23 protein-coding genes are annotated in these 25,817 nt (G+C 63.0%); 16 read left to right on the forward strand and 7 right to left on the reverse strand.

Annotation, left to right across the window (positions count from 1 at the left end; translation table 11 throughout):
• Positions 1–11 precede the first annotated feature (11 nt).
• The 3 genes from J2Y68_RS00675 to pdxS all read left to right on the forward strand — a co-directional run bounded on the left by J2Y68_RS00675 (position 12) and on the right by pdxS (position 2,362).
• Positions 12–605, forward strand: a complete 594-nt coding sequence (locus tag J2Y68_RS00675) for an HIT family protein (RefSeq protein ID WP_211712264.1) — start codon at positions 12–14, stop codon at positions 603–605.
• A complete protein-coding gene (gene pgsA, locus J2Y68_RS00680) occupies positions 595–1,221 on the forward strand; it encodes a phosphatidylinositol phosphate synthase (RefSeq protein ID WP_309988471.1) in 627 nt (208 codons plus the stop codon). The genes J2Y68_RS00675 and pgsA overlap by 11 nt, the downstream gene beginning before the upstream one ends.
• Positions 1,222–1,435: 214 nt before the next feature.
• Positions 1,436–2,362, forward strand: a complete 927-nt coding sequence (pdxS, locus tag J2Y68_RS00685) for a pyridoxal 5'-phosphate synthase lyase subunit PdxS (RefSeq protein WP_257367976.1) — start codon at positions 1,436–1,438, stop codon at positions 2,360–2,362.
• Positions 2,363–2,422: 60 nt separating this feature from the next.
• Here the strand turns inward: pdxS and J2Y68_RS00690 are convergent, their stop codons facing one another.
• Positions 2,423–4,435, reverse strand: coding sequence for a M3 family metallopeptidase (locus J2Y68_RS00690; protein ID WP_309988473.1), 2,013 nt, complete (start codon positions 4,433–4,435; stop codon positions 2,423–2,425).
• Positions 4,436–4,508: 73 nt separating this feature from the next.
• Here J2Y68_RS00690 and J2Y68_RS00695 point away from each other — a divergent pair, with 73 nt between their 5' ends.
• Positions 4,509–5,774 (forward strand): CapA family protein, encoded by a 1,266-nt coding sequence (locus J2Y68_RS00695; protein WP_397334632.1) that lies wholly within the window; start codon positions 4,509–4,511, stop codon positions 5,772–5,774.
• Between the two features lie 5 nt (positions 5,775–5,779).
• Here J2Y68_RS00695 and J2Y68_RS00700 read toward each other — a convergent pair whose 3' ends face one another.
• Positions 5,780–6,538 carry a type 1 glutamine amidotransferase gene (locus J2Y68_RS00700; protein ID WP_309988477.1) on the reverse strand — a complete coding sequence of 253 codons (759 nt, stop codon included), beginning with the start codon at positions 6,536–6,538 and terminating at the stop codon, positions 5,780–5,782.
• Positions 6,535–7,866 (reverse strand): MurT ligase domain-containing protein, encoded by a 1,332-nt coding sequence (locus J2Y68_RS00705; protein ID WP_309988480.1) that lies wholly within the window; start codon positions 7,864–7,866, stop codon positions 6,535–6,537. The genes J2Y68_RS00700 and J2Y68_RS00705 overlap by 4 nt, the downstream gene beginning before the upstream one ends.
• 102 nt (positions 7,867–7,968) lie before the next feature.
• Between J2Y68_RS00705 and pdxT the strand changes: the two genes are divergently transcribed.
• The 9 genes from pdxT (at position 7,969) to J2Y68_RS00750 (ending at position 17,769) form a co-directional block, all read left to right on the forward strand.
• Positions 7,969–8,670 (forward strand): pyridoxal 5'-phosphate synthase glutaminase subunit PdxT, encoded by a 702-nt coding sequence (gene pdxT, locus J2Y68_RS00710; RefSeq protein WP_309988483.1) that lies wholly within the window; start codon positions 7,969–7,971, stop codon positions 8,668–8,670.
• 3 nt (positions 8,671–8,673) lie between these two features.
• Positions 8,674–9,429 (forward strand): YebC/PmpR family DNA-binding transcriptional regulator, encoded by a 756-nt coding sequence (locus tag J2Y68_RS00715; RefSeq protein ID WP_309988486.1) that lies wholly within the window; start codon positions 8,674–8,676, stop codon positions 9,427–9,429.
• 44 nt (positions 9,430–9,473) lie between these two features.
• Positions 9,474–10,049, forward strand: coding sequence for a crossover junction endodeoxyribonuclease RuvC (gene ruvC, locus J2Y68_RS00720; protein WP_309988488.1), 576 nt, complete (start codon positions 9,474–9,476; stop codon positions 10,047–10,049).
• A gap of 68 nt (positions 10,050–10,117) precedes the next feature.
• Complete coding sequence (ruvA, locus tag J2Y68_RS00725; RefSeq protein ID WP_309988490.1) at positions 10,118–10,762, forward strand: Holliday junction branch migration protein RuvA; 645 nt, start codon at positions 10,118–10,120, stop codon at positions 10,760–10,762.
• Positions 10,755–11,831, forward strand: coding sequence for a Holliday junction branch migration DNA helicase RuvB (gene ruvB, locus J2Y68_RS00730; protein ID WP_309988492.1), 1,077 nt, complete (start codon positions 10,755–10,757; stop codon positions 11,829–11,831). The genes ruvA and ruvB overlap by 8 nt, the downstream gene beginning before the upstream one ends.
• A 145-nt stretch (positions 11,832–11,976) precedes the next feature.
• Positions 11,977–12,360: a preprotein translocase subunit YajC gene (yajC, locus tag J2Y68_RS00735; protein ID WP_309989878.1), complete on the forward strand. Its 384-nt coding sequence runs from the start codon at positions 11,977–11,979 to the stop codon at positions 12,358–12,360.
• A 114-nt stretch (positions 12,361–12,474) separates the two neighbouring features.
• Positions 12,475–14,226 carry a protein translocase subunit SecD gene (gene secD / locus J2Y68_RS00740; RefSeq protein WP_309988495.1) on the forward strand — a complete coding sequence of 584 codons (1,752 nt, stop codon included), beginning with the start codon at positions 12,475–12,477 and terminating at the stop codon, positions 14,224–14,226.
• Positions 14,227–15,216 (forward strand): protein translocase subunit SecF, encoded by a 990-nt coding sequence (gene secF, locus J2Y68_RS00745; RefSeq protein WP_309988498.1) that lies wholly within the window; start codon positions 14,227–14,229, stop codon positions 15,214–15,216.
• Positions 15,217–15,378: 162 nt separating this feature from the next.
• The gene (locus J2Y68_RS00750) at positions 15,379–17,769 is read left to right on the forward strand and encodes a RelA/SpoT family protein (protein ID WP_309988500.1); all 2,391 of its coding nucleotides are present in this window, start codon (positions 15,379–15,381) and stop codon (positions 17,767–17,769) included.
• On the opposite strand, the gene J2Y68_RS00755 is transcribed toward J2Y68_RS00750, so the two are convergent.
• From J2Y68_RS00755 to J2Y68_RS00765, 3 genes are all read right to left on the reverse strand, one after another.
• On the reverse strand, positions 17,766–18,404 hold the full coding sequence (locus J2Y68_RS00755; RefSeq protein ID WP_309988502.1) for a type IV toxin-antitoxin system AbiEi family antitoxin: 639 nt from the start codon (positions 18,402–18,404) through the stop codon (positions 17,766–17,768). The two genes, J2Y68_RS00750 and J2Y68_RS00755, sit on opposite strands and share 4 nt — an antisense overlap.
• Before the next feature lie 99 nt (positions 18,405–18,503).
• Positions 18,504–20,081: a DUF349 domain-containing protein gene (locus J2Y68_RS00760; protein ID WP_309988504.1), complete on the reverse strand. Its 1,578-nt coding sequence runs from the start codon at positions 20,079–20,081 to the stop codon at positions 18,504–18,506.
• A 66-nt stretch (positions 20,082–20,147) separates the two neighbouring features.
• Positions 20,148–20,942 (reverse strand): peptidylprolyl isomerase, encoded by a 795-nt coding sequence (locus J2Y68_RS00765; RefSeq protein ID WP_309988507.1) that lies wholly within the window; start codon positions 20,940–20,942, stop codon positions 20,148–20,150.
• A gap of 204 nt (positions 20,943–21,146) precedes the next feature.
• Here J2Y68_RS00765 and hisS point away from each other — a divergent pair, with 204 nt between their 5' ends.
• The 3 genes from hisS to J2Y68_RS00780 all read left to right on the forward strand — a co-directional run bounded on the left by hisS (position 21,147) and on the right by J2Y68_RS00780 (position 25,257).
• On the forward strand, positions 21,147–22,487 hold the full coding sequence (gene hisS, locus J2Y68_RS00770; protein ID WP_309988509.1) for a histidine--tRNA ligase: 1,341 nt from the start codon (positions 21,147–21,149) through the stop codon (positions 22,485–22,487).
• Between the two features lie 109 nt (positions 22,488–22,596).
• Complete coding sequence (aspS, locus tag J2Y68_RS00775) at positions 22,597–24,390, forward strand: aspartate--tRNA ligase (protein WP_211712283.1); 1,794 nt, start codon at positions 22,597–22,599, stop codon at positions 24,388–24,390.
• A gap of 69 nt (positions 24,391–24,459) precedes the next feature.
• Entirely contained in the window at positions 24,460–25,257 is a 798-nt protein-coding gene (locus J2Y68_RS00780; RefSeq protein ID WP_309988512.1) for a GNAT family N-acetyltransferase, read from the forward strand.
• On the opposite strand, the gene J2Y68_RS00785 is transcribed toward J2Y68_RS00780, so the two are convergent.
• On the reverse strand, positions 25,229–25,792 hold the full coding sequence (locus tag J2Y68_RS00785; RefSeq protein ID WP_309989881.1) for a Vms1/Ankzf1 family peptidyl-tRNA hydrolase: 564 nt from the start codon (positions 25,790–25,792) through the stop codon (positions 25,229–25,231). The genes J2Y68_RS00780 and J2Y68_RS00785 overlap by 29 nt on opposite strands.
• Positions 25,793–25,817: the final 25 nt, after the last annotated feature.

The raw sequence follows: 25,817 nt of genomic DNA on the forward strand, positions 1-25,817 counted from the left end.
ACACAGAGACGGTGCAGGAGAACACAGGCGCGGCAGCCGGCATTCCAGGCGACGCCGAAGTAACCGATGACTTCGGACTCGCGGGCGTCCCGGACGCATTTCAGCGCCTGTGGACTCCGCACCGGATGGCCTACATCAAGGGCGGGCAGGATCAGTTCAAGAACAAGGACGATTGCCCGTTCTGTGTAGGGCCCACCCGTACTGATGAGGAGTCCCTCATCGTCTACCGGGGAAAGACCTGCTACGTGGTCCTGAACCTGTTCCCTTACAACCCGGGGCATTTGTTGATCTGCCCCTACCGCCATGTGCCCGATTACACGGACATCACCGCGGAGGAGACGGCCGAGTTCGCCGAGCTCACCCAGACCGCAATGCGCGTCCTGCGGAAAGTCTCCAACCCCAGTGGTTTCAACCTGGGCATGAACCAGGGAGTAACGGGTGGCGCCGGTATTGCTGCGCACCTTCATCAGCACGTCGTTCCACGCTGGGGCGGGGACGGAAATTTCTTCCCCATCATCGCCCAGACCAAGGCCATCACGCAGACACTCGATGAGGTCCGCAAGCTTGTGGCTGAAGCCTGGCCGGGGGAGTCGAATGCTGAATAGGCACGCACGCGGCTTTTTCACTTCCCTCTTTACCCCTCTGGCCCGCTGGCTCCTCAGGATCGGTGTGTCACCTGACGCCGTCACCATTGCGGGAACAGCGGGCGTCATCCTGGGTGGTCTGGTCCTTTACCCGCTTGGCCATTTGTGGTGGGGCTCGGTGGTGGTCGCTTTCTTCGCATTCTCGGACGTGGTGGATGGCATCATGGCGCGGATGCAAGGCCGGAGCGGTGGTTGGGGCAACTTCCTCGATTCCACCCTTGACCGGCTGGCTGACGGTGCCATTTTCGCGGGCCTCACCATCTGGTTTTTCACCAGGGGCGAAGACCCCGCCATCGGAACAGCCGCCGTCGTGTGCCTTGTCCTTGGAATGGTGGTCTCCTACGCCAGGGCCAAAGCCGAATCCCTGGGCTACCAGGCCAGCGTCGGAATTGCAGAGCGCGCTGAGCGTTTGGCGTCCGTCCTGCTGATTGCCGGGCTTACCGGCCTGGGGCTTCCGCCCGTCGTGTTGTTCGCAACGCTGGTCCTGCTTGCCATTGCCAGCGTGGTCACGATCATCCAACGAATGGCCACCGTCCACCGGCAAGCCATGGCCGAGGTCGAGGGAACTGGCATCTGACCAGAGTGTCCCTGCCGCAATTGTGCAGCCGTCCTACCACAGCACTGTTTGTTGCCCCCAAAGGCGGTAATGAATGTACTGCGGCCCGGCAACGTGCGACTACTATTACTAGTACTTGGTCACCTTGACCTGAAACCCGGTGTGCACTGATAGCGGTCGTGTGGCTGCGCGTGGCTCCGGCAAGAAGGTCGTTTATCTACCCATAGGGGTTTTTGTGTCTACACCAGATGTAAGCAACGAAGCCGGTTCGTCCGCGAACAGCGTCACGGGCAGCAGCCGCGTCAAGCGGGGCATGGCTGAGATGCTCAAGGGCGGCGTCATCATGGACGTCGTTAACGTCGAGCAGGCCCGCATCGCCGAGGACGCCGGCGCCGTTGCCGTCATGGCCCTCGAGCGTGTCCCGGCCGACATCCGCGCCCAGGGTGGCGTGTCCCGCATGTCCGATCCGGACATGATCGATCAGATCATCGCCGCCGTGTCCATCCCGGTGATGGCCAAAGCCCGCATCGGCCACTTCGTCGAAGCCCAGGTCCTGCAGTCCCTCGGTGTTGACTACATCGATGAGTCCGAGGTCCTGACCCCGGCGGACTACATCAACCACATCGACAAGTGGAACTTCACCGTCCCGTTCGTCTGTGGTGCCACCAACCTTGGTGAGGCGCTGCGCCGCATCAACGAAGGCGCGGCGATGATCCGGTCCAAGGGCGAAGCCGGCACCGGCGATGTTTCCAACGCCACCGGCCACATGCGCAAGATCCGTGCCGAGATCGCCAAGCTGGCCGCCCTCCCCGAGGACGAGCTGTACGTCGCGGCCAAGGAACTGCAGGCCCCGTACGAACTGGTCAAGGAAATTGCCGCGACCGGCAAGCTCCCCGTTGTCCTGTTCACCGCCGGTGGCATCGCGACCCCTGCCGATGCTGCGATGATGATGCAGCTCGGCGCTGACGGTGTGTTCGTTGGCTCCGGTATCTTCAAGTCCGGCAACCCCGCAGAGCGCGCCGCCGCCGTCGTCAAGGCCACCACGTTCTACGATGACCCCGATGTCATCGCCAAGGTCTCCCGTGGCCTGGGCGAAGCGATGGTCGGCATCAACGTCGACGAAATCCCGCAGCCCCACCGCCTCGCAGAGCGCGGCTGGTAAGAGCAAAAGCAGTACGACGCCGGGTGGTCGCCTCACAGAGGTGGCCACCCGGCGTCGTTGTCAGCTCAGTCCCCGTCGCTTGAGCAGCGGTTCCAGCTCTGCATCGCGGCCCCGGAACGACCTGAACGACTCCAGGGGGTCGCGGCTGTTTCCCCGGGACAGCAATTGTTCCCTGAAGTGGTCCCCGTTCGCGCGCTTCAGGCCCCCGTTTTCCTTGAACCATTCCACGGTGTCGGCATCCAGTACCTCGCTCCAAATGTAGGAGTAGTATCCGGCCGCGTATCCGGCGCCGGCAAAGATGTGCTGAAAATACCCGGTCCGGTAGCGTGGCGGAATCAGGGGGTGGGCAACGCCGGCGTCGGCCAGGGCCTTGGCCTCGAAAGCGAGCACGTCGTCGGGGACGTCCGCGGTGGACAGCACATGCCATGCGAGGTCCAGCAGCGCCGCCCCGAGGTATTCCGTGGTTGCAAATCCTTCGCCCCATAACAACGAGTCGTTGAGTTTATCCACGAGGTCCTGGGGGAGGGCTTCACCGGTGGCATGATGGCGGGCATAGTTCGCCAGGACCTCGGGCCACATGATCCACATTTCGTTGACCTGCGAGGGATATTCCACGAAGTCGCGTGGCACCGAGGTCCCGGAAAACCGTGGGTACGTGACATCCGAGAGCAGGCCGTGCAGGGCATGGCCAAATTCGTGGAAGACGGTGCGTACCTCGTCAAGGGTGAGCAGCGTCGGTTCGCCCGGAGCTGGCTTGGTGATGTTGAGGTTGTTGATCACCACGGATTGGCTGCCTAGCAGCCTGGACTGGTCCATGAGGGAGTTCATCCACGCCCCGCCGCGCTTGGACTCCCGGGTGTAGTAGTCGCCGAGGAACAGGCCAAGGCCGGTGCCGTCTTCGTTTCGCACCTCCCACACCCGGACGTCGGGATGGTAGCCCTGCAGATCGTCCCGCTCGTGGAAGCTCAAACCATACAGTCGCGTGGCCGCGTGGAACACGCCGTCCCGCAGTACAGCGTCCAAGGTGAAGTACGGCCGGAGCGCCTGTTCGTCCACCTGGAATTTTTCCTTGCGGACGCGCGAGGAGTAGAAAGCCCAGTCCCAGGCTTCCAAGGGGTGGCCGGCGGACTGAGCCAGGGCATCGGCTTCCGCCTGTGCATTCCTCACTGCCGCCGGCGCCAACCGGCCAAGCATGGCGTGGACTGCGGAAAAGTCGGGGGCGGTTTGTTGATCCACCACCAGTTCGGCGTAGTTGGCGAACCCCAGGAGGGATGCCTTTTCTGCGCGCAGTTGCACAGTAGCTGTCACGAGTTCGCGCACATCAAGCGGCCCGCCGTCGGTGTCGCGGGCGAGGGACGCTTCATACAGGCGACGGCGGATGCCCCGTTTTTCCAGTGAGGCGAGGGCCGGCTGGTTGCTGGGCTGAATGAGGGTGATGAGGTACTTGCCGTCGTGGCCGGCGGCTTTGGCAGCCTCAGCGGCTCCGGCGATGTCCTCGGACGAGAGCCCGGCCAGGTCCGCTTTGTCATCCAGGAGCAAGGCCGAGGCCTTCATGGCGTCCTTTACGCGCTGGCCGAACTCGGTCCCCAACCGGGAGAGCTCGGCGTTGACTTCGCGCAGCCTGCCTTGGCCGTCGTCATCGAGTTGGATTCCGGACTGCCGGAACTCCTTGAGGTATTCCTCCACGAGTCGCGACGATTCGGGATCGAGTCCGGCCATGTCGATGGCCGCGAACCGTTCGTAGAGTCCGCGGTCCATGTACACCGCATCCTGGTGGGCGGAGAACTTGGGAGACAACTCGATTTCCATCGATTTGATGTCATCCGTGGCGTCCGCCGAAACGAGTGTGTAGAACGCAGACGCTGCCCTGTGGAGGAGGCGTCCGGAGCGCTCCATGGCCACGGCAGTGTTGTCGAACGACGCGGATTCCGGGTTCTCCACGATGAGCCTGATCTCCCGCAGATGCTCCGCGAGCCCTGCCTCGACGGCTTCGGCGTAGTGGCTGGCTTTGACTCCGTCGAAAGGGGGCAGCCCGTAAGGCAGGGGACTTGGACTCAAGAGAGGATTGGTCATGAAGTGACTCTTTCACGTAAGAATCGTGTCCTCAATAGCGGCACGCCCTGAACTGCCCGACTTCACCCGTAGGATGAAAATTATGGGGAAGATCACAAAGGCGCCCGGATTCGCCACCTGCGCATGGGGGCTGAAAGTAGCCCTCGCGGCAACCCTCGCACTCTCATTGGGCGCCTGCGGGGTGATCGCCGAGAATAACCAGCAGAACCGCACCGATGCAGCCACGGCCCCAGCCACGGAGCCTCCATCACCCACTCCGACACCTGCGCCCAACCCAACTCCCGGAAAAGGGTCCACCTGTCCGGAACTGCGTTGTACCTCAATCACGGTGACGGGTGACATGCTGGTCCACACCCAGCTCTGGCAGCAGGCCAAGACGGACGCTGCGGCGGCGGGACTGCCCGGCTACACCTTCGTTCCCCTCCTGGAAGGACAGCGACGATACATCAGCAAAAGCGATCTCGCTATCTGCCACCAGGAGACTCCTGTCGGCACGCCCGAAGGTCCATTCTCCGCATACCCGTCCTTCAACGTTCCGCCACAGATCACCACCGCGTCCAAAGACATCGGTTACCAGGCATGCACGACGGCGAGCAACCACACCATCGACCGGGGGACCGAAGGGCTGCTCCGCACCTTGGACGCCCTTGATGCCGCCGGGCTGAAACACACCGGTTCCTACCGCACAGAAGCGGCATCCAAAGAAATTCTGATGCTTCAGACCGATGCTGCCAAGGTGGCCGTGATCGTCGGCACGTATGGCCACAATGGACAGATCCCCGAGTATCCGTGGCTGGTGGACGAGCTGGATCCGGCCGCCATGATCGCAAAAGCGACGCGCGCCAAAGCGCTCGGAGCCGATATCGTCCTGGGCGTCATGCATGCCGGCGACGAGTACGCCAGCGAGGCCAACGCCCAGCAACAGGAAGTGGCGCACGCCTTGGTGGACAGTGGCCAGTTCACCATGATCTACGGACACCACACGCACTCCGTGCTCCCCATCGAAAACTACAAGGGAACCTGGATTGTCTACGGACTGGGCAACGGCATTACCGAGTTGTCCCCTTGGTATGTCGTCAACAATGAAGGCCTCCTGGTGCGGGCCCAGTTCAGCCAGAACGCTGCCGGAGCCTGGACCGCGTCCGATCTCGCCTGGGCGCCATCGGTGATCGTCCGGGATCCGTACCGCTGGTGCTCAGTGGCAAGTGATGCACCCCAAGGTGTGTGCGCTTCACCTGCGGCGGACGCCGAAACCCACCAACGCACCAAGGCAGTCGTTGAGTCCATGGGCGCGGCTACCGCCGGTGCGCACGAACTGCTGATCACCAAGGAGAAATAAAAGACCTACCGCGGGCGCCGCGCGGCATGTTCGCGCGCGAGGCGGGCGTAATCGTCGTCGGGCGCTCCCGGTACGAAGGAACCGAACTTGCGTTCCGCGGCGGTTCGGATCAGGAAGTCGGCAATAGCCGGGTTCTTGGGCAGTAAGGAACCGTGCAAGTAGCTGGCCACCACATTGTTGTAGCGGGCACCTTCGTGGCCGTCCTTACTGTTGTTCCCGGCACCCTTGGTGACCGTCCCAAGAGGTTCAACGCCGGGACCCAACGTGGTCTGTCCGCTGTGGTTCTCGTACCCCAGGATGTCCCCGAACTCGGTGGACTTCATGATGACGTTGCCAATCAGCCGTTCGTCAGTGCCGTGGGTTTCAACATCCAGGATGCCGATCCCTGGGATCACCGGTCCGGTGCTGGTCTTGAAGAATTTGCCAAAAAGCTGGTAAAGCCCGCAAATTACCAGCATGGGGGCACCGTCGTCGGCCATCTGCCTGAGGTGTGCCGCCTGGGCCTGGAGATCGTCCTGGATGACCAGCTGCCCACTGTCCTGCCCGCCGCCGCCCACAACAATGTCGATATCTTCGGGGAATTCATCGCCGACGTTGTACTCCAGCAGTTCGGGCGTGTAGCCGTGCCACTTGATGCGCTGCTGCAGGACCAGGGCGTTGCCCCAGTCGCCGTAGATGTTCATCTCCCGGGGGTAGAGCTGGAGGACCCGGATGGTTCCCTTGCTGGGCTGCGTTTCGGGGAGGGTCTGTGCTTCCGAGGTCATGAGACCACCTCAACTATGGTGATTTTGGCGAGCTCGCGGCGAATGGCGAGCATGGAAGTGTAAGTGCAGAAGACCCGCTTGGGTTTGCCGCGCGAGCCGTCGATGAACGCCCGAAGTGCGGCGGTGATGTCCGGCTCCACAACTCCGAACCGGACGTCGTCGTATTGAAGCCGCAGGGCCATGTCATAGGCCCGGACGCCGGTGAGCACCTCCACTCCGTCCTCGCGGAGGGAATCGAACTCCACGTCCCACAGCCAAGACATGTCCCTGCCATCGGCGTAGTTGTCGTTGATGGCGATCATGGTGGCGTAGCCGCCGGCGGGGAACGACTTCAGGCCGAGGCGGAATCCGCTGGGGTTCTTCACCAGGACCAACTCAAGCGGCTGCCCGTCCACAGTCAGGCTTTCACCGCGGCCGAAGGCGGGAGCAACCTCACCCAGTGCTTTCACGAGTTTGGGCGTGTCAACCGGTCCAGTGCCAAGGATCGCCCGGGTAAGCGACAACGCAGCGGCGGCATTGAAGATGTTGTAGACACCGCGGAGTTTCATTGCCGTGGTGACCGTCCCGCCGTCGAACTCGAAATCGGCGTCCCGCGCACCGACCCTGCGGAGTACGACGTCGGCAGCCGGCAGATCTACGGCCTCGCCTGTCGCTGCGGCCACCGGCGTGCCGGAGGGCGACGGGCCGATGCCGGTGGTGCGCATCTCGTCGTCGTTGGGGAAAGTGCTGCGCAACGACTCGTCGAGGCCGAAGTACCGCACGCTGGGATGATTGACGGCATCCAGGCCGTTGAGGACCTTTGCAATGCGCGCCACGCGGGGATCTTCGCGGTTCAGGACCACGGTGTCCGTCGTCTTGGACGCAATGTGTTCCAGCAGGCGGGCCGTTTTGTCGATTTCGCCGAAGCGGTCCAACTGGTCCCGAAGGACGTTCAGCAGGAGGCTGTAGCGCGGCTGGACCTTGTTGACGAAGTGCACTGCATGGGCTTCGTCGAGCTCCAGCACGGCAATATCCGCGTCGAGGCGGCCTCGCCAGTCCACGTCACCGATCAGGGAAGCCGCGACACCGCGCGTGAAGTTGCTTCCGGACCGGTTGGTGAAGACCTTCAGGCCTTGGCTCTGGAGCAACTCCACCACCATTTTCGTGGTGGTGGTTTTGCCGTTCGTGCCACTCACCACTGCCACGCCGTGCGGCAGGGAAGCCAACGTTCGCTGCATGAAGCCCGGGTCGATTTTCTCGACCACCAAGCCGGGAAAAGCCGAGCCGCCGCCCCGAAGCCGGGAGAGCCTGCGGACCAGCTTGCCGAGGGGAACGCTGAAGGAAAGCATGCTCTGTAATATATCCCAGTCACGGCATGGAGCCTGGCCCTTCGGCGGTGCCGGACGGTTCGCAACGACCAAGGGCAAGGCCCGGAGCACTATGATGGTCCAATGACCAACCCCCTTTCCGACGCTTCATCACGCGTGGGTTCAGGACTCCGGATCGGCGTACTGGCTCTCCAGGGCGATTTCCGTGAGCACATCCGCGCCGTGGAGGCCGCTGGAGCTACCGGCGTGGGTATCCGCCGGCCGGCAGAGCTTGACGACATCGATGGCCTGATTATCCCAGGCGGCGAATCGACCACCATCGACAAACTGTCCCGCATCTTTGAACTCCGCGATCCGTTGCAGAAGCGAATTGCAGACGGACTGCCTGTCTACGGTTCCTGTGCCGGCATGATCCTCCTCGCCGATGAGATTGCAGACCCTGCCACCGACCTCGCGGGAGCGCCGCAGCAGACTTTTGGCGGACTCGATATCACGGTGCGCCGCAATGCCTTTGGACGCCAGCGCGAATCCTTCGAAACAGACCTTGATTTCAAGGGGCTGGAATTCAGTGCAGGGGAGTCCGGCGTGGAGCCCGTCCACGCCGTGTTCATCCGCGGCCCATGGGTGGAACGCGTCGGACCCGACGTCGAAGTGCTGGCGCAGGTCGATCCGGACCACGCCAGCCACACGGCGACTTTGCACGGAGTGGCTAGAATTGTTGCAGTGCGCTCCGGCCAACTGCTGGCCACCTCCTTCCACCCGGAAGTGACGGGGGAGAAGCGCGTGCATGAACTCTTTATTCGAATGATCAGAGGAGAAGCGTAAAGCATGTCAGGCCACTCCAAATGGGCGACCACCAAGCACAAGAAAGCCATCATTGACGGCAGGCGTGCAAAGTCGTTCGCGAAGCTGATCAAGAACATCGAAGTTGCTGCCCGCATGGGTGGACCGGACCTCGCCGGGAACCCGGGCCTGGAACTCGCCGTCACCAAGGCGAAGAAGACGTCTGTCCCCAACGACAACATCGACCGCGCCATCAAGCGTGGTGCCGGACTCACTGGCGAAGTAGTCGACTACACCGAAATCATGTACGAGGCCCGTGGCCCCCAGGGTTCGGCCTTGCTGATCGAGTGCTTGACCGACAACAAGAACCGCGCAGCATCCGAGGTCCGCCTCGCCATCTCGCGCAACGGCGGCACGATCGCCGATCCCGGCTCCGTGAGCTACCTCTTTACCCGCAAGGGCGTCGTTGTCCTGCCGAAGAACGGCCTCAGCGAGGACGACATCCTGATGGCAGTGCTCGAGGCCGGTGCCGAGGAAGTGAAAGACAGCGGCGAGAACTGGGAAATCCACTCCGAGCCCTCAGATCTCCAGGCCATCCGCGACGCACTGAAGGAAGCGGGCATCGACTACGAAACCGATGAGGCTGAATTCGTGCCCTCCATGCAGGTGGACCTCGACGTCGATGGTGCCCGGAAATTCATGAAGCTCGTTGATGCCCTGGAAGAGCTGGACGATGTCCAGAACGTCTACAGCAACGCGGACCTCAGCGAGGAAGTGCAGGCTGCCCTCGACGCCGACTAGGCGCGGCAGCACACGGTTTTGACATCTCTCAGGAAGGCCCGGAATTGACTCTTCGCGTATTGGGAGTCGATCCGGGCCTCACCCGTTGCGGCATCGGCGTTGTGGACATCGAGCAGAACCGGAGGGCCACCATGGTCGCCGTGGGGGTGGTGGGGACGTCCGCTGAGCTGACACTGGATAAGCGGCTGCTGGTCATCGCCCAGGCAATCGACGAGTGGCTCGACCTGCACGAGCCGGACGTCGTCGCCGTCGAGCGTGTTTTCTCGCAGATGAACGTGAGTACGGTGATGGGTGTTGCCCAGGCCTCCGGGGTGGTGATCGCAGCCGCGGCACGCCGGGGAATACCCGTAGCCCTCCACACACCGTCCGAAGTCAAAGCCGCCGTGACGGGCAGTGGTACCGCCAACAAGGACGCTGTTACCAAGCTCGTCACCAAGATCCTGCGACTCAGTGCACCGCCCAAACCGGCTGATGCCGCAGACGCGTTGGCCCTGGCCCTGACGCATGCCTGGCGTGCAGGCAGCGGCATGGGTTCGGCGGGTGGTTCCAGCAAAGGAACGCTGACTCCCGCGCAGAAGGCATGGGCCGACGCCGAAGCGAAAGCGCGCCGCGCACGTTGAATGTCGCCTGCCCTTGCTAGGGTATTCGTAGATATGTTCGGATAGTCCGCTAATTCAGGAGCCGGGTCTTGATCAGTTTTCTCCGTGGAACCGTAGCCCACGTTGGTTTGTCCACCGCCGTCATTGACCTCAACGGCGCAGGCATGAGTGTCTTTGCCACCCCGCAGACCCTGAGCCACCTCAAGGTAGGAACCGAAGCCAAGCTCTTCACCTCCATGATTGTCCGGGAGGATTCGCTGACCCTGTTCGGCTTTGCGGACGACGACGAACGGGAAGTCTTCGACGTCCTGCTGAGCGTGAGCGGCGTGGGACCGAGGTTGGCGCTGGCCGTGCTTGCGGTGCACGAACCCGAAGCCATCCGAGTGGCCGCACACACCGGTGACGGCAAGACCTTCACCAAGGTGCCGGGCATTGGCCCGAAGGTCGCCGGACGCATCGTTTTGGAGCTCGCTGGGAAGTTGGTCCCGCACGGCACAGGCCCATCTGCTCAGCCCCAGGCCTCGATCAAGGCTGAATGGAAGCCTCAGGTAGTTGCGGCGATGACCAGCCTCGGCTGGTCCGAAAAGGACGCAACCGGAAGCATCGATAAAGCCATGGCCGATTCGCCGGAACTGGTGGAGGCGGGAAATGTCGCCCAAATCCTGCGAGCCACGCTCCGTTGGCTCGGGCAGGACGGCGCGCGCGCCGGCAACCGCGTAGGCAGCCGTGGCTGAGCAATCCCTCGTCAACGGGGGAGAGGAGCCGGAAGAGCGGGTCATCGAAGCCGCACTCCGTCCCAAGAACCTGCACGACTTCGTAGGCCAGCATCGCGTCCGGAAACAGCTGGCACTGGTCCTCGAGGCCTCGAAGATGCGTGGCCGCAGCGCCGACCATGTCCTGATGTCCGGCCCTCCCGGACTGGGTAAAACTACGCTGGCCATGATCATTGCTGCGGAAATGAACGCACCACTGCGCATCAGCAGTGGTCCCGCCATCCAGCATGCGGGGGACCTCGCAGCGATCCTTTCGTCGTTGTCGGAAGGGGAGGTGCTCTTCCTCGATGAAATCCACCGCATGTCCCGGCCCGCAGAAGAGATGCTGTACATGGCCATGGAGGACTTCCGCGTAGACATCGTGGTGGGCAAGGGCGCCGGTGCCACTGCCATTCCCCTCGAACTGCCGCCCTTCACCCTGGTGGGCGCCACCACGCGTGCGGGACTCTTGCCGGGTCCTTTGCGTGACCGGTTCGGGTTCACCGGGCACCTTGAGTTCTACTCAGTAGCTGAACTGGAGTTGGTGCTTCGCCGCTCTGCCGGTCTGTTGGACCTCAAAGTGAATTCGGCCGGGTTCACGGAGATTGCCGGCCGGTCCCGTGGAACGCCCCGTATCGCCAACCGCCTGCTTCGCCGTGTCCGGGACTGGGCCCTGGTGCATGGCATCGATCAGATTGACTCCCGCTCGGCATCTGCTGCCCTGGATATGTATGAAGTGGACGAGCGTGGCTTGGACCGCCTGGACCGATCCGTCCTGGAGGCCCTCATCACCAAGTTCAATGGTGGCCCGGTGGGCTTGTCCACGCTGGCCATCGCAGTGGGTGAGGAACCCGAAACCGTCGAGACTGTGGCGGAGCCGTTCCTGGTGCGGGAAGGGTTGCTCGGGAGGACGCCGCGCGGACGCATCGCCATGGCTCCGGCCTGGACGCACTTGGGCTTCGCGGTCCCGGCCGGGGTATTCGGCCAAGAAGCCTTGGACCTGTTTGGGGAAGATGAAAACCACGCCGAAAGCGTAGATACGGCTGGTTAACACGCTCTCTTCAGCTTTTCCCTTTAGACTGGTATGACGCTCGGCACGTTCGAGTCCTTGATCCATGCGCCCGCTATGCGGATCTGCCAGGGACGTTGCCGTGAACCAAAACGTAAGTACAGAACGGAACTTCCCTGTGGATCCAATGACCATATTGCTGTTCGTCATGCTTGGACTCTTTGTCTTCATGATGTTCCGCCGCAACAAGAAGACCCAGCAGCAGCAGGCTGAGATGCAGTCCAAGTTCGCTCCGGGCGTGGACGTCATGACCAGCTTCGGTCTCTTCGGCCGCATCGTCTCCATCGACGAGGCCGAGAACAAGGTCGTTATCGAACTGTCCCCGGGTAACCTGGCCACGGTTCACCGCCAGGCTGTCACCAAGGTAGTTGAAACTGCCGCTGAGGAAACCCCGGTTGTTCCGGACGACGCATCTTCCCTGACCGTTGCCGGGACTGAAGCTCCTGCCGCAGTTGAAACCCCGGAAGAGACCATTGCGCGCCTCAACAAAGAGGACAAGAAGGACAACTAGCACCGTCAGTCGCGGCAACACCGCGCTGGACAACTTCTACGGCAGCGGAGAGCCGCCGGCAGACGCTCACCAGCGTCCGCCGGCGGCTGTCCGGCGATAAGAGGAAGATCGATAATGGCAAGGACCGGCCCCAAAAACTCAGCCCGCAGGGTGCTGACATGGCTAGGCGCAATATTTGTTGTACTGACCGCTGTCCTGGGTGGCGGAGTGCTGACTGGCCACGCCAGCTGGGCTCCAAAGCTTGCTTTGGACCTCGAAGGCGGAACCCAGATGATCCTGGCCCCCAGGGTGGAGGGTTCCGGCGAAATCAACGAGGAACAGCTGAATCAGGCAGTTGCCATCATCCGGCAGCGCGTTGACGGCTCAGGTGTAGCCGAAGCGGAAATCAGCACCCAGTCCGGGCGCAACGTGGTAGTGAGCCTTCCTGGAACACCCTCCAAGGAAACCCGCGACCTCATCCAGGCATCTGCCGACATGAACTTCCGCCCGGTCATTGCCGCGGGAGACCCGGCAGCTGTTCCGGTCGAATCCCGCACTCCTGATGCCCAGTTGCCCAAGCCCACTGCCGCGCCGGCCAACGCGAGCGACATTAACTGGGTTACCGCGGACGTAGTCAAGGAATTCGAAGCGCTGGACTGCGTGAATCCTTCCACGGAGAAGCGGGAGCGTTCAGACCCCGCCAAGCCGCTGGTGACCTGCGAGGCCGCCACGGATAAGACGCCCGCGGTCAAGTACATCCTTGGTCCTGTAGAGGTCAAGGGGCAGGACATCAGCGATTCCACTTTCTCCCAGGTCCAGGGTGCGCAGGGTTCCGTCACCAACTCCTGGGGTGTGAACATCGTCTTCAACGCCGATGCCACCGCGAAGTTCAAGGCAGTCACCGAACGCCTCAACCAGTTCTACGTCGCCGCCCAGGCACAGGGTACGGATGATCCGAAGTCGCAGTTCGCGATTGTCCTTGACGACAAGGTCATCTCCGCACCGCGGTCCCTTGCCGTGATCACAGACGGCAAGCCGCAGATCACCGGCAACTTCACCCAGGCATCAGCCAAGGCGTTGTCGGACCAGCTCCGGTATGGTGCATTGCCGATCAGCTTCGAGATCCAGTCACAGGAGCAAATCTCCGCGACGCTCGGTGGCGACCAGCTTCGCCTCGGCCTCTTGGCCGGCGTGATCGGCCTGTTGCTCGTTGTGGTCTACTCGCTCTTCCAGTACCGGGCTCTCGGGTTCGTGACCATTGCGTCCCTCGTGGTGGCCGGTGCATTGACGTACCTGGCCATTGCCATCCTCGGCTGGACCGAAAACTACCGGCTGTCCCTGGCAGGCGTTGCAGGTTTGATCGTTGCCATCGGCCAGACCGCGGACTCCTTCATCGTCTACTTCGAACGTATCCGCGATGAACTGCGCGACGGCCGCGGACTGGTGTCCGCCGTCGAAAATGGTTGGAAGCGCGCCAAGCGCACCGTGCTGGCCTCAAAGGCGGTCAACCTCCTTGCTGCCCTGGTGCTCTACTTCGTAGCTGTGGGCAACGTCCGGGGCTTCGCCTTCACCCTTGGCCTCACAGCCCTGGCCGACCTCCTTGTGGTCTTCATGTTCACGCACCCCATGCTTCAGGTCCTGGCACGCACCCGGTTCTTTGGCGAGGGACACCGTTTCTCCGGACTGTCTCCTGACCGCCTGGGCGCCGTCCCGCTTTACCGCGGCGCAGGCAGGCTCCGCACTCCGGACCAAAAGCCGACGCCGGTACGTGCACGCAATACCGGTGCAGCTGCCGAAGCCGAACGACGCATGACCATCGCCGAACGGCGCCTCGCCGAGAAGGGCCAGTTCGCCGGCTCCTCCAAGGCGACCAAGGAGGAGAAGTAAATGACAACGAGCTTCGCAACCTTCGGCCATGAGCTCTACACGGGCAAGCGTTCGTACAACTTCGTCAATTCCAAGAAGATCTGGTTCACCATTGCTGCAGTAGCAGTGGCGCTGTCCATCCTGATCCCGGTGGTCAAGGGCGGATTCAACCTCGGCATCGAATTCCGGGGCGGGTCCGAGTTCACCGTATCCAACGTTGCCAACACTGATGCGGGACTGGGTGAGAAAGCAGTCCACGAAGTGGTGCCCGAGGCCATCCCGCGCGTTGCTAACGTGGCCGGAAACACCATGCGGATCCAGACGGATCAACTCAGTGACGACGAAACCAACCGCATCAAGGACGCACTGACCAGTGCTTACGGCGTCACGGAAAACGAGGTGACGTCCAACTTCGTGGGGCCCACCTGGGGCCAGGACGTCACGCGTCAGGCGCTCATCGGCCTGGTGGTCTTCGTTGGGCTTGCCGCGATCCTCATGGCGCTGTACTTCCGCACCTGGAAAATGTCGCTGTCGGCACTGGTGGGCATGCTCGTCACCATGTTCACCACAGCCGGTGTTTACGCTTTGAGCGATTTCGAAGTGACGCCGTCGGCCATCATCGGGTTCCTCACAGTCCTCAGCTACTCGCTGTACGACACCGTGGTGGTCTTCGACAAGATCCGCGAAAACACGTCCGATATTTCGACTTCGACGCGTCGTACTTTCGCTGAAGAGGTCAACCTCGCAGTTAACCAAACCCTGGTACGTTCCATCAACACCATGATGGTGGCGGTCCTGCCCGTAGCAGCTATCCTCTTCATCGGGGCCGGGTTGTTGGGTGCCGGTACCTTGCGTGACCTGTCGTTGGCACTGTTTGTGGGCATCCTCATTGGCACAGCCGCAACGATCTTCATCGCCGCGCCCCTCTACGCCTGGCTCCGCCAGGGCGAGCCGGAGCTCGTCAAGCAGGCCAAGAAGGTATTGCACCGCAGGGCCGAGGCAACCGTCTAGGTCCGGTCCAAAGCACAGTTCCACCGAAGAGCCGGCCTCCGCAGCATTGCGGAGGCCGGCTCTTTGACTTGTCCGCGTCCCCGTCATGTGCTGTCCGGTTGCAGAAGCATTCGCCTGCGGGAATAGACTGGGAGAATTAAATAGGTTGTGAGGGGTGCTTCTGTGGAAGAACGTGCGACGTCGGCACCACCGGCGGGCGGGGAAGATGGCCGTAATGCTGTGGCCGTCCCGACAACAAGCGTGGCCGGACGGACCGCTGGTGCGGTACCGATCGATAGCGGCGTGCGGCCCACCTTCCCCGGCAGGAGGGAACGTACGCGTTCCCGGCTTGCCCGCCTCACCGGCCGGGGTGTCGCTCCTTACTCGCCGATCCTTGAACCGCTGCTGCGTACCGTTCGGGCCAATAACCCCAAAGAGGACTTCGACCTGATCCAACGGGCGTTCGCCGTCGCGGAGCGCAGCCATCAGGGCCAGAAGCGCAAAAGCGGTGACCCCTACATCACCCACCCCGTCGCGGTGGCCACCATCCTGGCTGAGCTCGGCATGACGGGGACCACCCTCGCGGCGGCATTGCTCCACGACACCGTGGAAGATACTCCCTACACCCTCAACGACCTCACGCGCGACTTCGGTCCCGAGGTCGCCATGCTGGTGGACGGTGTGACCAAGCTGGACAAGGTCAGCTTTGGTGAGGCGGCCCAGTCGGAGACAGTCCGTAAGATGGTCGTGGCCATGGCCAAGGACATTCGGGTCCTCATGATCAAGTTGGCGGACCGCCTGCACAATGCTCGCACCTGGCGCTTCGTTTCCGCCGAGTCGTCCTCGCGCAAGGCCCGCGAAACCCTGGAGATTTTCGCTCCACTTGCCCATCGCCTGGGCATGAACACCATCAAGTGGGAACTGGAGGACCTTTCCTTCGCAGCGCTCTACCCCAAGGTGTACGAGGAAATCGTCCGCATGGTGGGAGATCGCACGCCGGAGCGGGAGAAGAGCCTCAGCGTCATCCGCAACCAGATCGCCGATGATCTGCGAACCGCACGCATCAAGGCCACCATCACCGGCAGGCCGAAGCACTACTACTCGATTTACCAGAAAATGATCGTCAGGGATAAGGATTTCGACGACATCAACGACCTCATGGGCGTGCGCGTCCTGGTCGATTCCGTGCGGGACTGTTACGCCGCACTGGGCACGCTCCACTCCCGGTGGAACCCCCTGCCAGGGCGGTTCAAGGATTACATCGCGATGCCCAAGTTCAACATGTACCAGTCGCTGCACACCACGGTGATCGGCCCGGGCGGCAAACCGGTCGAGATCCAGATCCGCACCCACGAAATGCACCGCCGGGCCGAATACGGCGTAGCCGCCCACTGGAAGTACAAAGACCAGCCCAACCGCACGGCCCAGGGTCCCGGCAGCCCGCGGGACGGCGACATGGGATGGCTTCGGTCCCTGGTGGACTGGCAGCAGGAAACCTCCGATCCCGGCGAGTTCCTGGATTCACTGAGATATGAAATCAACGCCAGGGAAGTCTTCGTCTTCACCCCCAAGGGCGAGGTCATGGCCTTGCCTGCGGGGTCCACACCCGTGGACTTCGCCTATGCCGTCCACACCGAGGTGGGCCACCGCACTATCGGTGCACGCGTCAACGGCAAGCTCGTTCCACTGAACAGCGAACTCAACCACGGCGACTGGGTGGAGATTTTCACCTCGAAGGCCGAAGGTGCCGGGCCCAGCCAGGATTGGCAGCACTTCGTCAAGTCCGCACGTGCCCGGAACAAGATCCGTCAGTGGTTCACCAAGGAACGCCGCGAAGAAGCGATCGACCGCGGCAAGGACATGCTGACCAGGGCCATGCGGAAGCAGAACCTTCCCTTGCAGCGGCTCATGACCCACGATGCGTTGTCAGCTGTAGCGGAGGCTTTCCACTACGTCGACATCTCGGGGCTCTATGCGGGCGTAGGCGATGGGCACACTTCGGCGCAGTCCGTGATGGAAAAGCTGGTGGAGCACCTCGGCGGCCAGGAGACCCCCGACGAAGACCTCGACGAAGTCAGCATTCCCACCCAGGTTGCAAAGTCCAAGTTCTCCGATTCCGGCGTCATCGTCCGTGGTGTCGGAGACGTATGGGTCAAACTGGCCCGCTGCTGCACACCAGTGCCTCCGGATCCGATTCTCGGCTTCGTTACTCGGGGCTCCGGGGTCTCCGTGCACCGCACAGACTGCACCAACGTTTCCGGGCTCCGCGACCAGCCGGACAGGATTGTGGAAGTCGAGTGGGCCCCCACCCAGTCCAGCGTCTTCCTGGTGGAGATCCAGGTGGAAGCGCTGGACCGCAAATCGCTGCTCTCGGATGTGACGCGAATCCTGTCTGAGAACCACGTCAATATCCTGGCTGCATCTGTGCACACCTCCAGTGACCGGGTGGCCATCTCGAAGTTCGCTTTCGAGATGGGCGACCCCAAGTACCTGCACCACGTGTTGAATGCCGTGCGCCGCATCGACGGCGTCTTCGACGTTTACCGCACAACAGGGAACCGGCGCCGCAGCTAGTCCGGTGCCTGCTGTCCCGGACTTTGCTGTCCGGGATCTTCGGAACCAAGCAATGACAGGGTGGCCAGCGCCCGCTTCTTGTGGGGCACCCTTGGTGCGGCTTCCACAGCCAGGATGAGCAGGCGCAGCCTGATCCCCAGCTCCTCCCGGTTCAGGAGGCGCTCCAGCGCGGGCAGCGCACGTTCTGGTTCGACGTGCAGGGCGATGTCGGCTGCGGTGCGCAGTGGGCTGCTGACCAGCATTCCACCCATGCTCACCACGTCCATCTGACCCAGCCTGACTTCGTGGAAACTGCACGAAGCAGCTCCCCGCAGGCTGGATATCCGGTGCTTCGCATCGACCAGGAGGGACAAGCGTTCAGGCGGTTTCGCGCAGCCGTAGATCCAAGCAGCGGTGAGCCTGCCGGCTACAACCTTGGTCCGGATACGCTCCGGGACCGCCATGGCCGCTGCCCGGGCCCGCAGGCGATACGTGACAGCTACGCCCGGGGAGGCATAACTCTTCCCGTAGAGCGGTAAGAGGATGCCGTCGATGGCCATGCCTTGCAATTCGTTCCAGGTGAAGATGCGGCTGGGGGAGTAGAGCTCGGACAGTACCGGCTCCATTAAGTGCGGGGCAGTTGCAACGGGGACCATTCACCGATCATTCCGTGCGGCCGCCCAACGAGTACAGGCTCCGTCCCGGCTATGTGGATAACCGGGGCGGAGCCTGCAGGGCTGGAACGTCAGGTAGTGCTAAGCGAGGTCGCTGGCCGAACGCTGGATCTGGTCGAGCCAGGCCTGGCGCGCTTCGAGGGCTTCGCGGGCCGTCTTGATGCGTCGCTGGTCGCCTGCCTTTTCCGCCTTCTCCAGGTCTTCCTTGAGGCCCGCGATGGCGGTTTCGAGCTGGGACAAGGCGCTATTGGTGCGTGCCTTGGTTTCCGGGTTGCTCCGACGCCACTTCTCCTCTTCAGCCTCACGGACGGCGTCTTCGACTTTGCGGAGACCTGCCTCGATACGACCCATGTCGGCGCGCGGAACCTTGCCCGCGTCTTCCCAACGGTCCCGGATGGACTGGAGGGCCTTCTTGGCGGAGTTGAGGTCGTTGATCGGCAGGAGAGCCTGTGCCTCGGTGACCAGCTGCTCCTTCACGGCCAGGTTCGCGGTGTATTCCTGGTCGATCTGGTCGTTGGCTGCCTGCCTGTTGCTGAAGAAAACGTCCTGCGCTGCACGGAAACGGGCCCATAGGGCGTCGTCATCCTTGCGGCTCGCGCGCGGCGTGGCCTTCCACTGGTCCATGAGCCTGCGGTATTCGCCGGCTGCGTAGCCCCAGTCAGTGGATGAGGAAAGTGCCTCAGCCTCGGCGATTAGGGCTTCCTTGGCTGACTTGGCAGCCGAGTTGTTGCTGTCCAGCTGGGAGAAGTAGGCCCGGCGGTGGCGATCGAAGACGGTGCGTGCGGAACGGAACCGCTTCCACAAGGCATCCTCATTGCTGCGGCCCAGGCGGACGCCGCTCTTCTGCGCTGTTTTCCAGGTTTCGAACAGCTCGTTCATGCGGGCGCTGGAGGTCTTCCACTGGATGTGGGAAGGATCCTGGCCGGCAATGGACTCAGCCTCGGCAACGATGGCCTCGCGTGCAGCGAGCTCATTGGCGCGTACGGCTTCGTGTGCGGCCTTCTCCGTCTTTTCCAACTCGACAATCTGTGCGGACAAGGTATCAAGGCGGGTTTCTGCCGAACGGATGTCGCCTACCATGTTGCGCTCAGCGAGTTGCTCGCGAAGGTGCGTCACAGTCTTCTGCATATCCGTGGCTGGCGCCTTGGACTCCACCCGGTGCTCAAGCAGGACAACCTGGGCGATGATGTCGTCGAATTTCCGGGCAAAGTAGCCCAGGGCTTCGTCGGGACTGACGCCCGGGTACTGGCCGACGGCGATTTCCTCGCCATCCAAGGTCAGGAACACATGGCCGTCCCCTTCTGCGCGACCCCACTTGGCTGCCTCGGCAAGCGATGCCGAAGAGACTGCCGGAGCAGCGGGTACGACGGCGGCCGGTGCCTTGGGCCTGGCCGCGAAAGCCGCGGGGGACGGGGCTGCGGAGGGCGTAGGCCGGGGTGCGGCTGGAGCTTCTTCAGCAGCAGGCGTTTCTGCGGACGGAGCTGCCTGGGGCTCCGGAGCAGCCTCCACAGGGGCAGTCTCTACTGGAGCAGCGTCCACCGGAGCGTCTGTCTCCGGGCCGGATACTTCCGGAGCCGCTGCCTCGGCCTCGCCGGTTTGTCCGGCAGCTTCTTCATTGGCCACTACTGCTGTTTCGTCGGATTTCTGACTGTCTGTCACCGCTAAAAGTCTTTCGCTTGGAGGGACTGCTAAGGTAATGCACCCCGGGCCGGGGCCTGGAGCTGGTTACTTCAGAGAAAACGAGTCTATCGTGACAGGTGCCACAGGGGCGCCGTCAGTATTGTTTGCACCGGCTTTGAGGCCTGCTGCAGCGATCTTCGTAACAACGTCCAGTCCGCTGGTTACCTTGCCCACTACCGTGTAGCCTCCGGCCGTATCAGCCGGAATGGTGGTGTCCTTGTAGACAATGAAGAACTGGTGGCCATTGCCGTAGGCGTTGTTGCCGGTGCGGGCCACGGCGATGGTTCCCGCGGGGTACTTGTTGTCCGTCGGCGTGTTTTCCAGTGGTCCCCAGCGGTAGTTGGCGTCGTCCGAGCCGTCAGCGGTCTTCGCCCCGCACTGCAGGAGCCCAAAGGTATCCGCCGTCGTGAGCCGGTGGCAGGTTGCCCCGTTGTAGTAGCCTGCATCCGCCAGAGACTTGAGAACCGCTGCTGCCTGCGGTGCGGCGGTTCCGTTCAGTTCGATGCCGAGCGCCCCACCATTCAACGCCAAGTCGCCTGTGAAGGTCTTTCCGGCGGCCGTGTCCGGGCTGGGTATGTCTGCGCTGTTGGAAGCCGACGGCGAAGCGGACGGGGAGCTCAGGCCGGCTTCGGCAGCAGCGAACTCAGCCTCGGTGGGATTCGAGCTGAAGACAGTCATCTGCAGCACGACGGCAAGAACCACGGCTGCCGCGCCGGCGCTGATGGCGATGGTGTTGTCGCGTTTGCGTCGCTTGCCCTGTTCCTGGCGCAGGGCACGCTTGGCTTCCATCTGCCTGATGCGGCGTTTCGCTTCGCGGTCATCCCGCGACCTTGTTGCCAAGAGTCCTCCTGATTGTGTCCACTTCCGATGGCTGCCGAGCAGGATCCGGGCACGCTGCATTAGATGTGCACGCGCCGAAAGCATAAACTGGCTGCCGCACATAGTTTATGCATGACCGGCTGGACGCCCGCCTTGTAAACGCCGAACGGATGTTTAAAGCTGCGGTGCCGATACCAGCGTCAGCTTTCTGAGGAGACACATTCCATGGCACGTACCGCCTCCCTGTCCGGATTCCCCGAGTGGCTTCCCCAGGAGCGGTTGGTGGAGCTCCACGTGCTCGATACGCTGCGGAAGACGTTCGAACTGCATGGTTTCTCATCGATTGAAACCCGGGCCGTTGAAACGGTTGGCCAGTTGCTCCGCAAGGGTGAGATCGACAAAGAGGTCTACGGCTTGAGCCGGCTTCAGGACGACGACGGTGACGCCGCGAAAACGGATCCCAACGCCCTTGCCCTGCACTTCGACCTCACTGTTCCGTTCGCCCGCTACGTCGTGGAAAACGCCGGCTACCTGGCGTTTCCGTTCCGGCGCTACCAAATCCAGAAAGTCTGGCGTGGCGAGCGTCCGCAGGAAGGCCGTGCCCGTGAGTTCACCCAGGCTGATATCGACGTCGTGGGCGACGGCGAGCTGCCGTTCCGTTACGACGTCGAAATTGCGCTGGTGATTGCGGAGGCGCTGAGTGCCCTGCCGATTCCGGATTTCCGGCTCCGGATCAACAACAGGAAACTTGCCGAAGGCTTCTATCGCGGCATTGGCCTGACGGACACCGCCGGGGTTCTGCGCAGCATCGACAAACTGGAAAAGATCGGGGCCGCCAAGGTCGCCGAGCTTTTGAAGACTGAGCTGGGGGCCACCGACGAGCAGGCCGGCCTCGCCCTTCAGTTGGCCGGCATTCGCACGGAAGACACCTCGTTCGTGGATAAGGTGCGCGCGCTGGGGGTCAAGGACGACCTTCTTGAAGAGGGTCTTGGCGAGCTTCAGCAGGTTATTGAGGCCGCGGTCCAGCGTGCCCCCGGCAAGGTCGTGGCGGACCTCAGCATCGCCCGCGGCCTGGACTATTACACCGGAACTGTCGTCGAAACGGTGCTGGTGGGCCATGAGCAACTCGGTTCCATTTGTTCGGGCGGCCGGTACGACGCACTGGCGAGCAAGGGCAACCGCAAGTTCCCCGGCGTCGGGCTTTCCATCGGCGTGACGCGGTTGGTTTCCCGCATCCTCAGCCAGGAACTGGCGACTGCTTCGCGTTCAGTGCCCACCGCAGTCCTTGTCGCGCTGAACACAGACGATAGCTGGTCTGCCGCCCAGGACATCGCAGCGCAACTGCGGGGGCGGGGGATCGCCACCGAAGTCGCCGCCAAAGCCGAGAAGTTCGGCAAGCAGATCAAGTTCGCCGACCGCCGTGGCATTCCTTTCGTGTGGTTCACCGACGACGACGGTAAGCACCAGGTCAAGGACATCCGTTCCGGCGAGCAGGTGGATGCCGACCCGTCCAGCTGGACGCCATCGGACGAGGACCTGCACGTACGGGTCACCACCACCGACTGATACACGCACGGCTTGTTCCGCCTGTGGCGGGAGGCGCGGCCGGGGCGGGTAAACTCGGACGGGACCGCTTCGCAGCGGTCCCGTTAAATTTCATGCTGAAAGGAATGCTGTGCTGCGCACACATGACCTCGGATCCCTTCGCTCCGAGCACATTGGACAAACCGTTACCCTGGCCGGCTGGGTGGGACGGCGCCGTGATCACGGTGGCGTTGCATTCGTTGACCTGCGTGATGCGTCCGGTGTCGCCCAGGTGGTTGTCCGTGAGGAAGAGGTCTTCCATGGCCTGCGGAACGAGTACGTGCTGCAGGTGACGGGTACCGTCAACAAGCGTCCTGAAGGCAACGAAAACCCGGCCCTGGCGACCGGTGAAATCGAGGTCATCGCCGACAAGGTTGTTATCCTCAACACCTCCGAAGCTCTGCCGTTCCAGATTGACGAGCACGTTGAGGTTGGCGAGGAAGCCCGGCTTAAGCACCGTTACCTGGACCTTCGCCGCCCCGGCCCCGCACGCAACCTCCGCCTCCGCTCCGAGGCAAACCGGGTGGCCCGCGAACTGTTGCACCAGCGTGGCTACGTGGAGATCGAAACCCCCACGCTGACGCGTTCGACGCCGGAAGGTGCCCGCGACTTCGTCGTGCCGGCGCGTCTGGCCCCGGGTTCCTGGTACGCGCTGCCGCAGTCCCCGCAGCTTTTCAAGCAGCTGCTCCAGGTGGGCGGTTTTGAGAAGTACTACCAGATCGCCCGTTGCTACCGTGACGAGGACTTCCGTGCCGACCGCCAGCCGGAGTTCACCCAGTTGGACATCGAAGCCAGCTTCGTTGACCAGGACGACATCATTGAGCTGGGCGAGGCGATCGTCAAGGCACTGTGGCAGCTGATCGACGTCGAGATCCCCACCCCCATCCGCCGCATGACGTACTTGGATGCCATGGCCAGGTACGGCTCCGATAAGCCGGACCTGCGTTTCGGCGTGGAACTGACGGAGCTCACCGAGTTCTTCAAGGACACCAACTTCGGCGTCTTCAAGGCGCCGTACGTCGGCGCAGTAGTCATGCCCGGCGGTGCCTCCCAGCCGCGCCGCACCCTGGACGGGTGGCAGGAATTCGCCAAGCAGCGTGGGCACAAGGGCCTGGCGTACGTCCTCTTCAAGGAAGACGGCGAACTCGCCGGCCCGGTTGCCAAGAATCTCACGGAGGAGGAGCGGGCAGGCCTGGCCGATGCTGTTGGCGCCAAGCCCGGCGACTGCATCTTCTTCGCTGCCGGTGAGAAGTCCGCAGCGCGGGCGCTCCTCGGCGCTGCCCGCGTCGAGATCGGGCACCGCACCGGCCTGATTGATCCCAACGACTGGGCGTTTGTCTGGATCGTGGACGCTCCCATGTTCGAGCCTGCCGCAGCAGCCGTGGCTTCCGGTGACGTCGCTGTGGGTGGTGGACAGTGGACAGCCGTGCACCACGCTTTCACCTCGCCGCGGCCCGAATACCTTGACAGCTTCGACAAGGATCCCGGGTCCGCACTGTCCTACGCCTATGACATCGTCTGCAACGGCAACGAGATCGGTGGCGGCTCCATCCGTATCCACGACCGTGAAGTGCAGGAGCGCGTGTTCCAGCTCATGGGCCTGGACAAAGAGGAAGCACAAACGAAGTTCGGCTTCCTGCTCGAGGGCTTCAAGTACGGCGCACCTCCGCACGGCGGAATGGCCATGGGCTGGGACCGTGTTGTGGCCCTGCTCGCCGGCGTGGAGTCCATCCGCGACGTCATTGCATTCCCCAAGACCGGAAACGGGTACGACCCCCTGACGGCGGCACCGGCACCCATCACGGCACAGCAGCGCAAGGAAGCGGGAGTCGATTTCCGGCCCGAGGCCAAGCCTGCCGCCAAGGCGGAAAATAAGTCGGAATAGCACCATAGCCAAGGGCTCTCCACTGCGGTGGGGGGCCTTTGGTGTTCCTGTGAACGAAAGGCCCGCGGCATGCTGGAGCAAGCATTTCTGGAAACGCTCATGGATAAGGCCTGGCCTGCGGTTGAGCGCGAAGACACAGGGGAGTGGGTGCTGCGCGCTTCGGAAGGGGTCACGCAGAGGGCCAATTCGGTCTGGCCCCGCAACCTGTCCGACGCCGCGGACGGCATACCGGAACTTGCTGGATCCCTCCGGTCCGCGTCTGACTGGTACCGTCGGCGGCGTCTCCCGCTCATTTTCCAGGTCTTTGACGACCCCCGCAGCGCCGCCCTCAATGCCGTGCTGGACGGACAACGCTTCACGAAACAGTCCGAAACCCGGATCATGGTGCGCGGCCTTGAAGGACTGCCTGTCCCTGCTGGAGGGCGGAACGTCGAGCTCAGCGAAGATCCTTCCGCGGAATGGCTCGACGTGGGGTGGTCGGTGGATGGCCGCGGCGGTGCAGCCGAGCTCGCCGTCGCCCGCCGGATCCTGCTCGGTTGCCCGGCGTTGTACGCCTTGGTGAGGGACCACGACGGCGTACCGGCCGCCGTCGGACGCCTCGCCCTGGTGGACGGCTGGGGCGGCATCTACGGCATGGCGACGTCGGCAACGCACCGAAGGCGCGGTTATGGCAGCCAGGTGCTGGCGGCGCTGTTGGAGTCCGGCGCCCGGCGCGGACTTGAGGGCTTTTGGCTGTTGGTCACGTCAGCCAATCACGGCGCACAGTCCCTGTACGCACAGGCAGGGTTCACCCATTACGGCAGCTACCTCTACCGGCAGGCTCCCATCAGGCGTGCCCTCAGCGGCTGCTGGGGGACGGGTCGGTGACGGTGATCCTGATGGCGCATGCGTCGGCCGCGGCTTTCGCCAGGACCGCCGGTTTGGTGTCCTGGATGTCCAGGAAAGCCAGCCGCGTCCGCCCTGCCAAGGCACCGAGTGGTGGTTGGGCGAGGACCTGGTCCACCAGCGTCCTGTCACCGCCCGGAACGATGTACTCGATCCGGTGATCGGCAAAGACCTGGGCGGCGTATACGGCGGTGGACCGGGCATCGGCGTAGCGCTTGGCGCCCTTCGAAGCGAGGACGCGCTGGCCGCTGGCTGCCGCCACGGCGAAACCTCCCCGACGGACCAGGAGGATGCCCAAGCCCCGCTCCTGGGCAGCAAGGGAAGCGAGTCTCTCAATGCTGCCTGCGCCACGCCCGGGCCTTCCGTCCACGGGCCAGGGAGCGCGCAGGAGGGCCAGTGCGCCGTCGGACGCCTTCAGCTGCAGGCCGTCGTCGACCATCTCTTCCTGCACCGGTCCATGACCGGCAGCGAACCGGTCAACCCAGCCGCTGAGCCGTTGGGCCGGAACCAGGGCCATGCGAGTGGTGGGTCCTTGCTGCTTC

It is taken from the genome of Paenarthrobacter nitroguajacolicus, assembly GCF_031455195.1.
GTDB classification, from domain to species: domain Bacteria; phylum Actinomycetota; class Actinomycetes; order Actinomycetales; family Micrococcaceae; genus Arthrobacter; species Arthrobacter nitroguajacolicus_D.

Coding starts and splice junctions, on each gene's coding strand:
- pgsA (WP_309988471.1), top strand. CDS start 595: ATGCTGAATAGGCACGCACGCGGCTTTTTCACTTCCCTCTTTACCCCT.
- J2Y68_RS00690 (WP_309988473.1), bottom strand. CDS start 4,435: ATGACCAATCCTCTCTTGAGTCCAAGTCCCCTGCCTTACGGGCTGCCC.
- J2Y68_RS00695 (WP_397334632.1), top strand. CDS start 4,509: ATGAAAATTATGGGGAAGATCACAAAGGCGCCCGGATTCGCCACCTGC.
- J2Y68_RS00700 (WP_309988477.1), bottom strand. CDS start 6,538: ATGACCTCGGAAGCACAGACCCTCCCCGAAACGCAGCCCAGCAAGGGA.
- J2Y68_RS00705 (WP_309988480.1), bottom strand. CDS start 7,866: ATGCTTTCCTTCAGCGTTCCCCTCGGCAAGCTGGTCCGCAGGCTCTCC.
- pdxT (WP_309988483.1), top strand. CDS start 7,969: ATGACCAACCCCCTTTCCGACGCTTCATCACGCGTGGGTTCAGGACTC.
- J2Y68_RS00715 (WP_309988486.1), top strand. CDS start 8,674: ATGTCAGGCCACTCCAAATGGGCGACCACCAAGCACAAGAAAGCCATC.
- yajC (WP_309989878.1), top strand. CDS start 11,977: ATGACCATATTGCTGTTCGTCATGCTTGGACTCTTTGTCTTCATGATG.
- secD (WP_309988495.1), top strand. CDS start 12,475: ATGGCAAGGACCGGCCCCAAAAACTCAGCCCGCAGGGTGCTGACATGG.
- secF (WP_309988498.1), top strand. CDS start 14,227: ATGACAACGAGCTTCGCAACCTTCGGCCATGAGCTCTACACGGGCAAG.
- J2Y68_RS00755 (WP_309988502.1), bottom strand. CDS start 18,404: ATGGTCCCCGTTGCAACTGCCCCGCACTTAATGGAGCCGGTACTGTCC.
- hisS (WP_309988509.1), top strand. CDS start 21,147: ATGGCACGTACCGCCTCCCTGTCCGGATTCCCCGAGTGGCTTCCCCAG.
- J2Y68_RS00780 (WP_309988512.1), top strand. CDS start 24,460: ATGCTGGAGCAAGCATTTCTGGAAACGCTCATGGATAAGGCCTGGCCT.
- J2Y68_RS00785 (WP_309989881.1), bottom strand. CDS start 25,792: ATGGCCCTGGTTCCGGCCCAACGGCTCAGCGGCTGGGTTGACCGGTTC.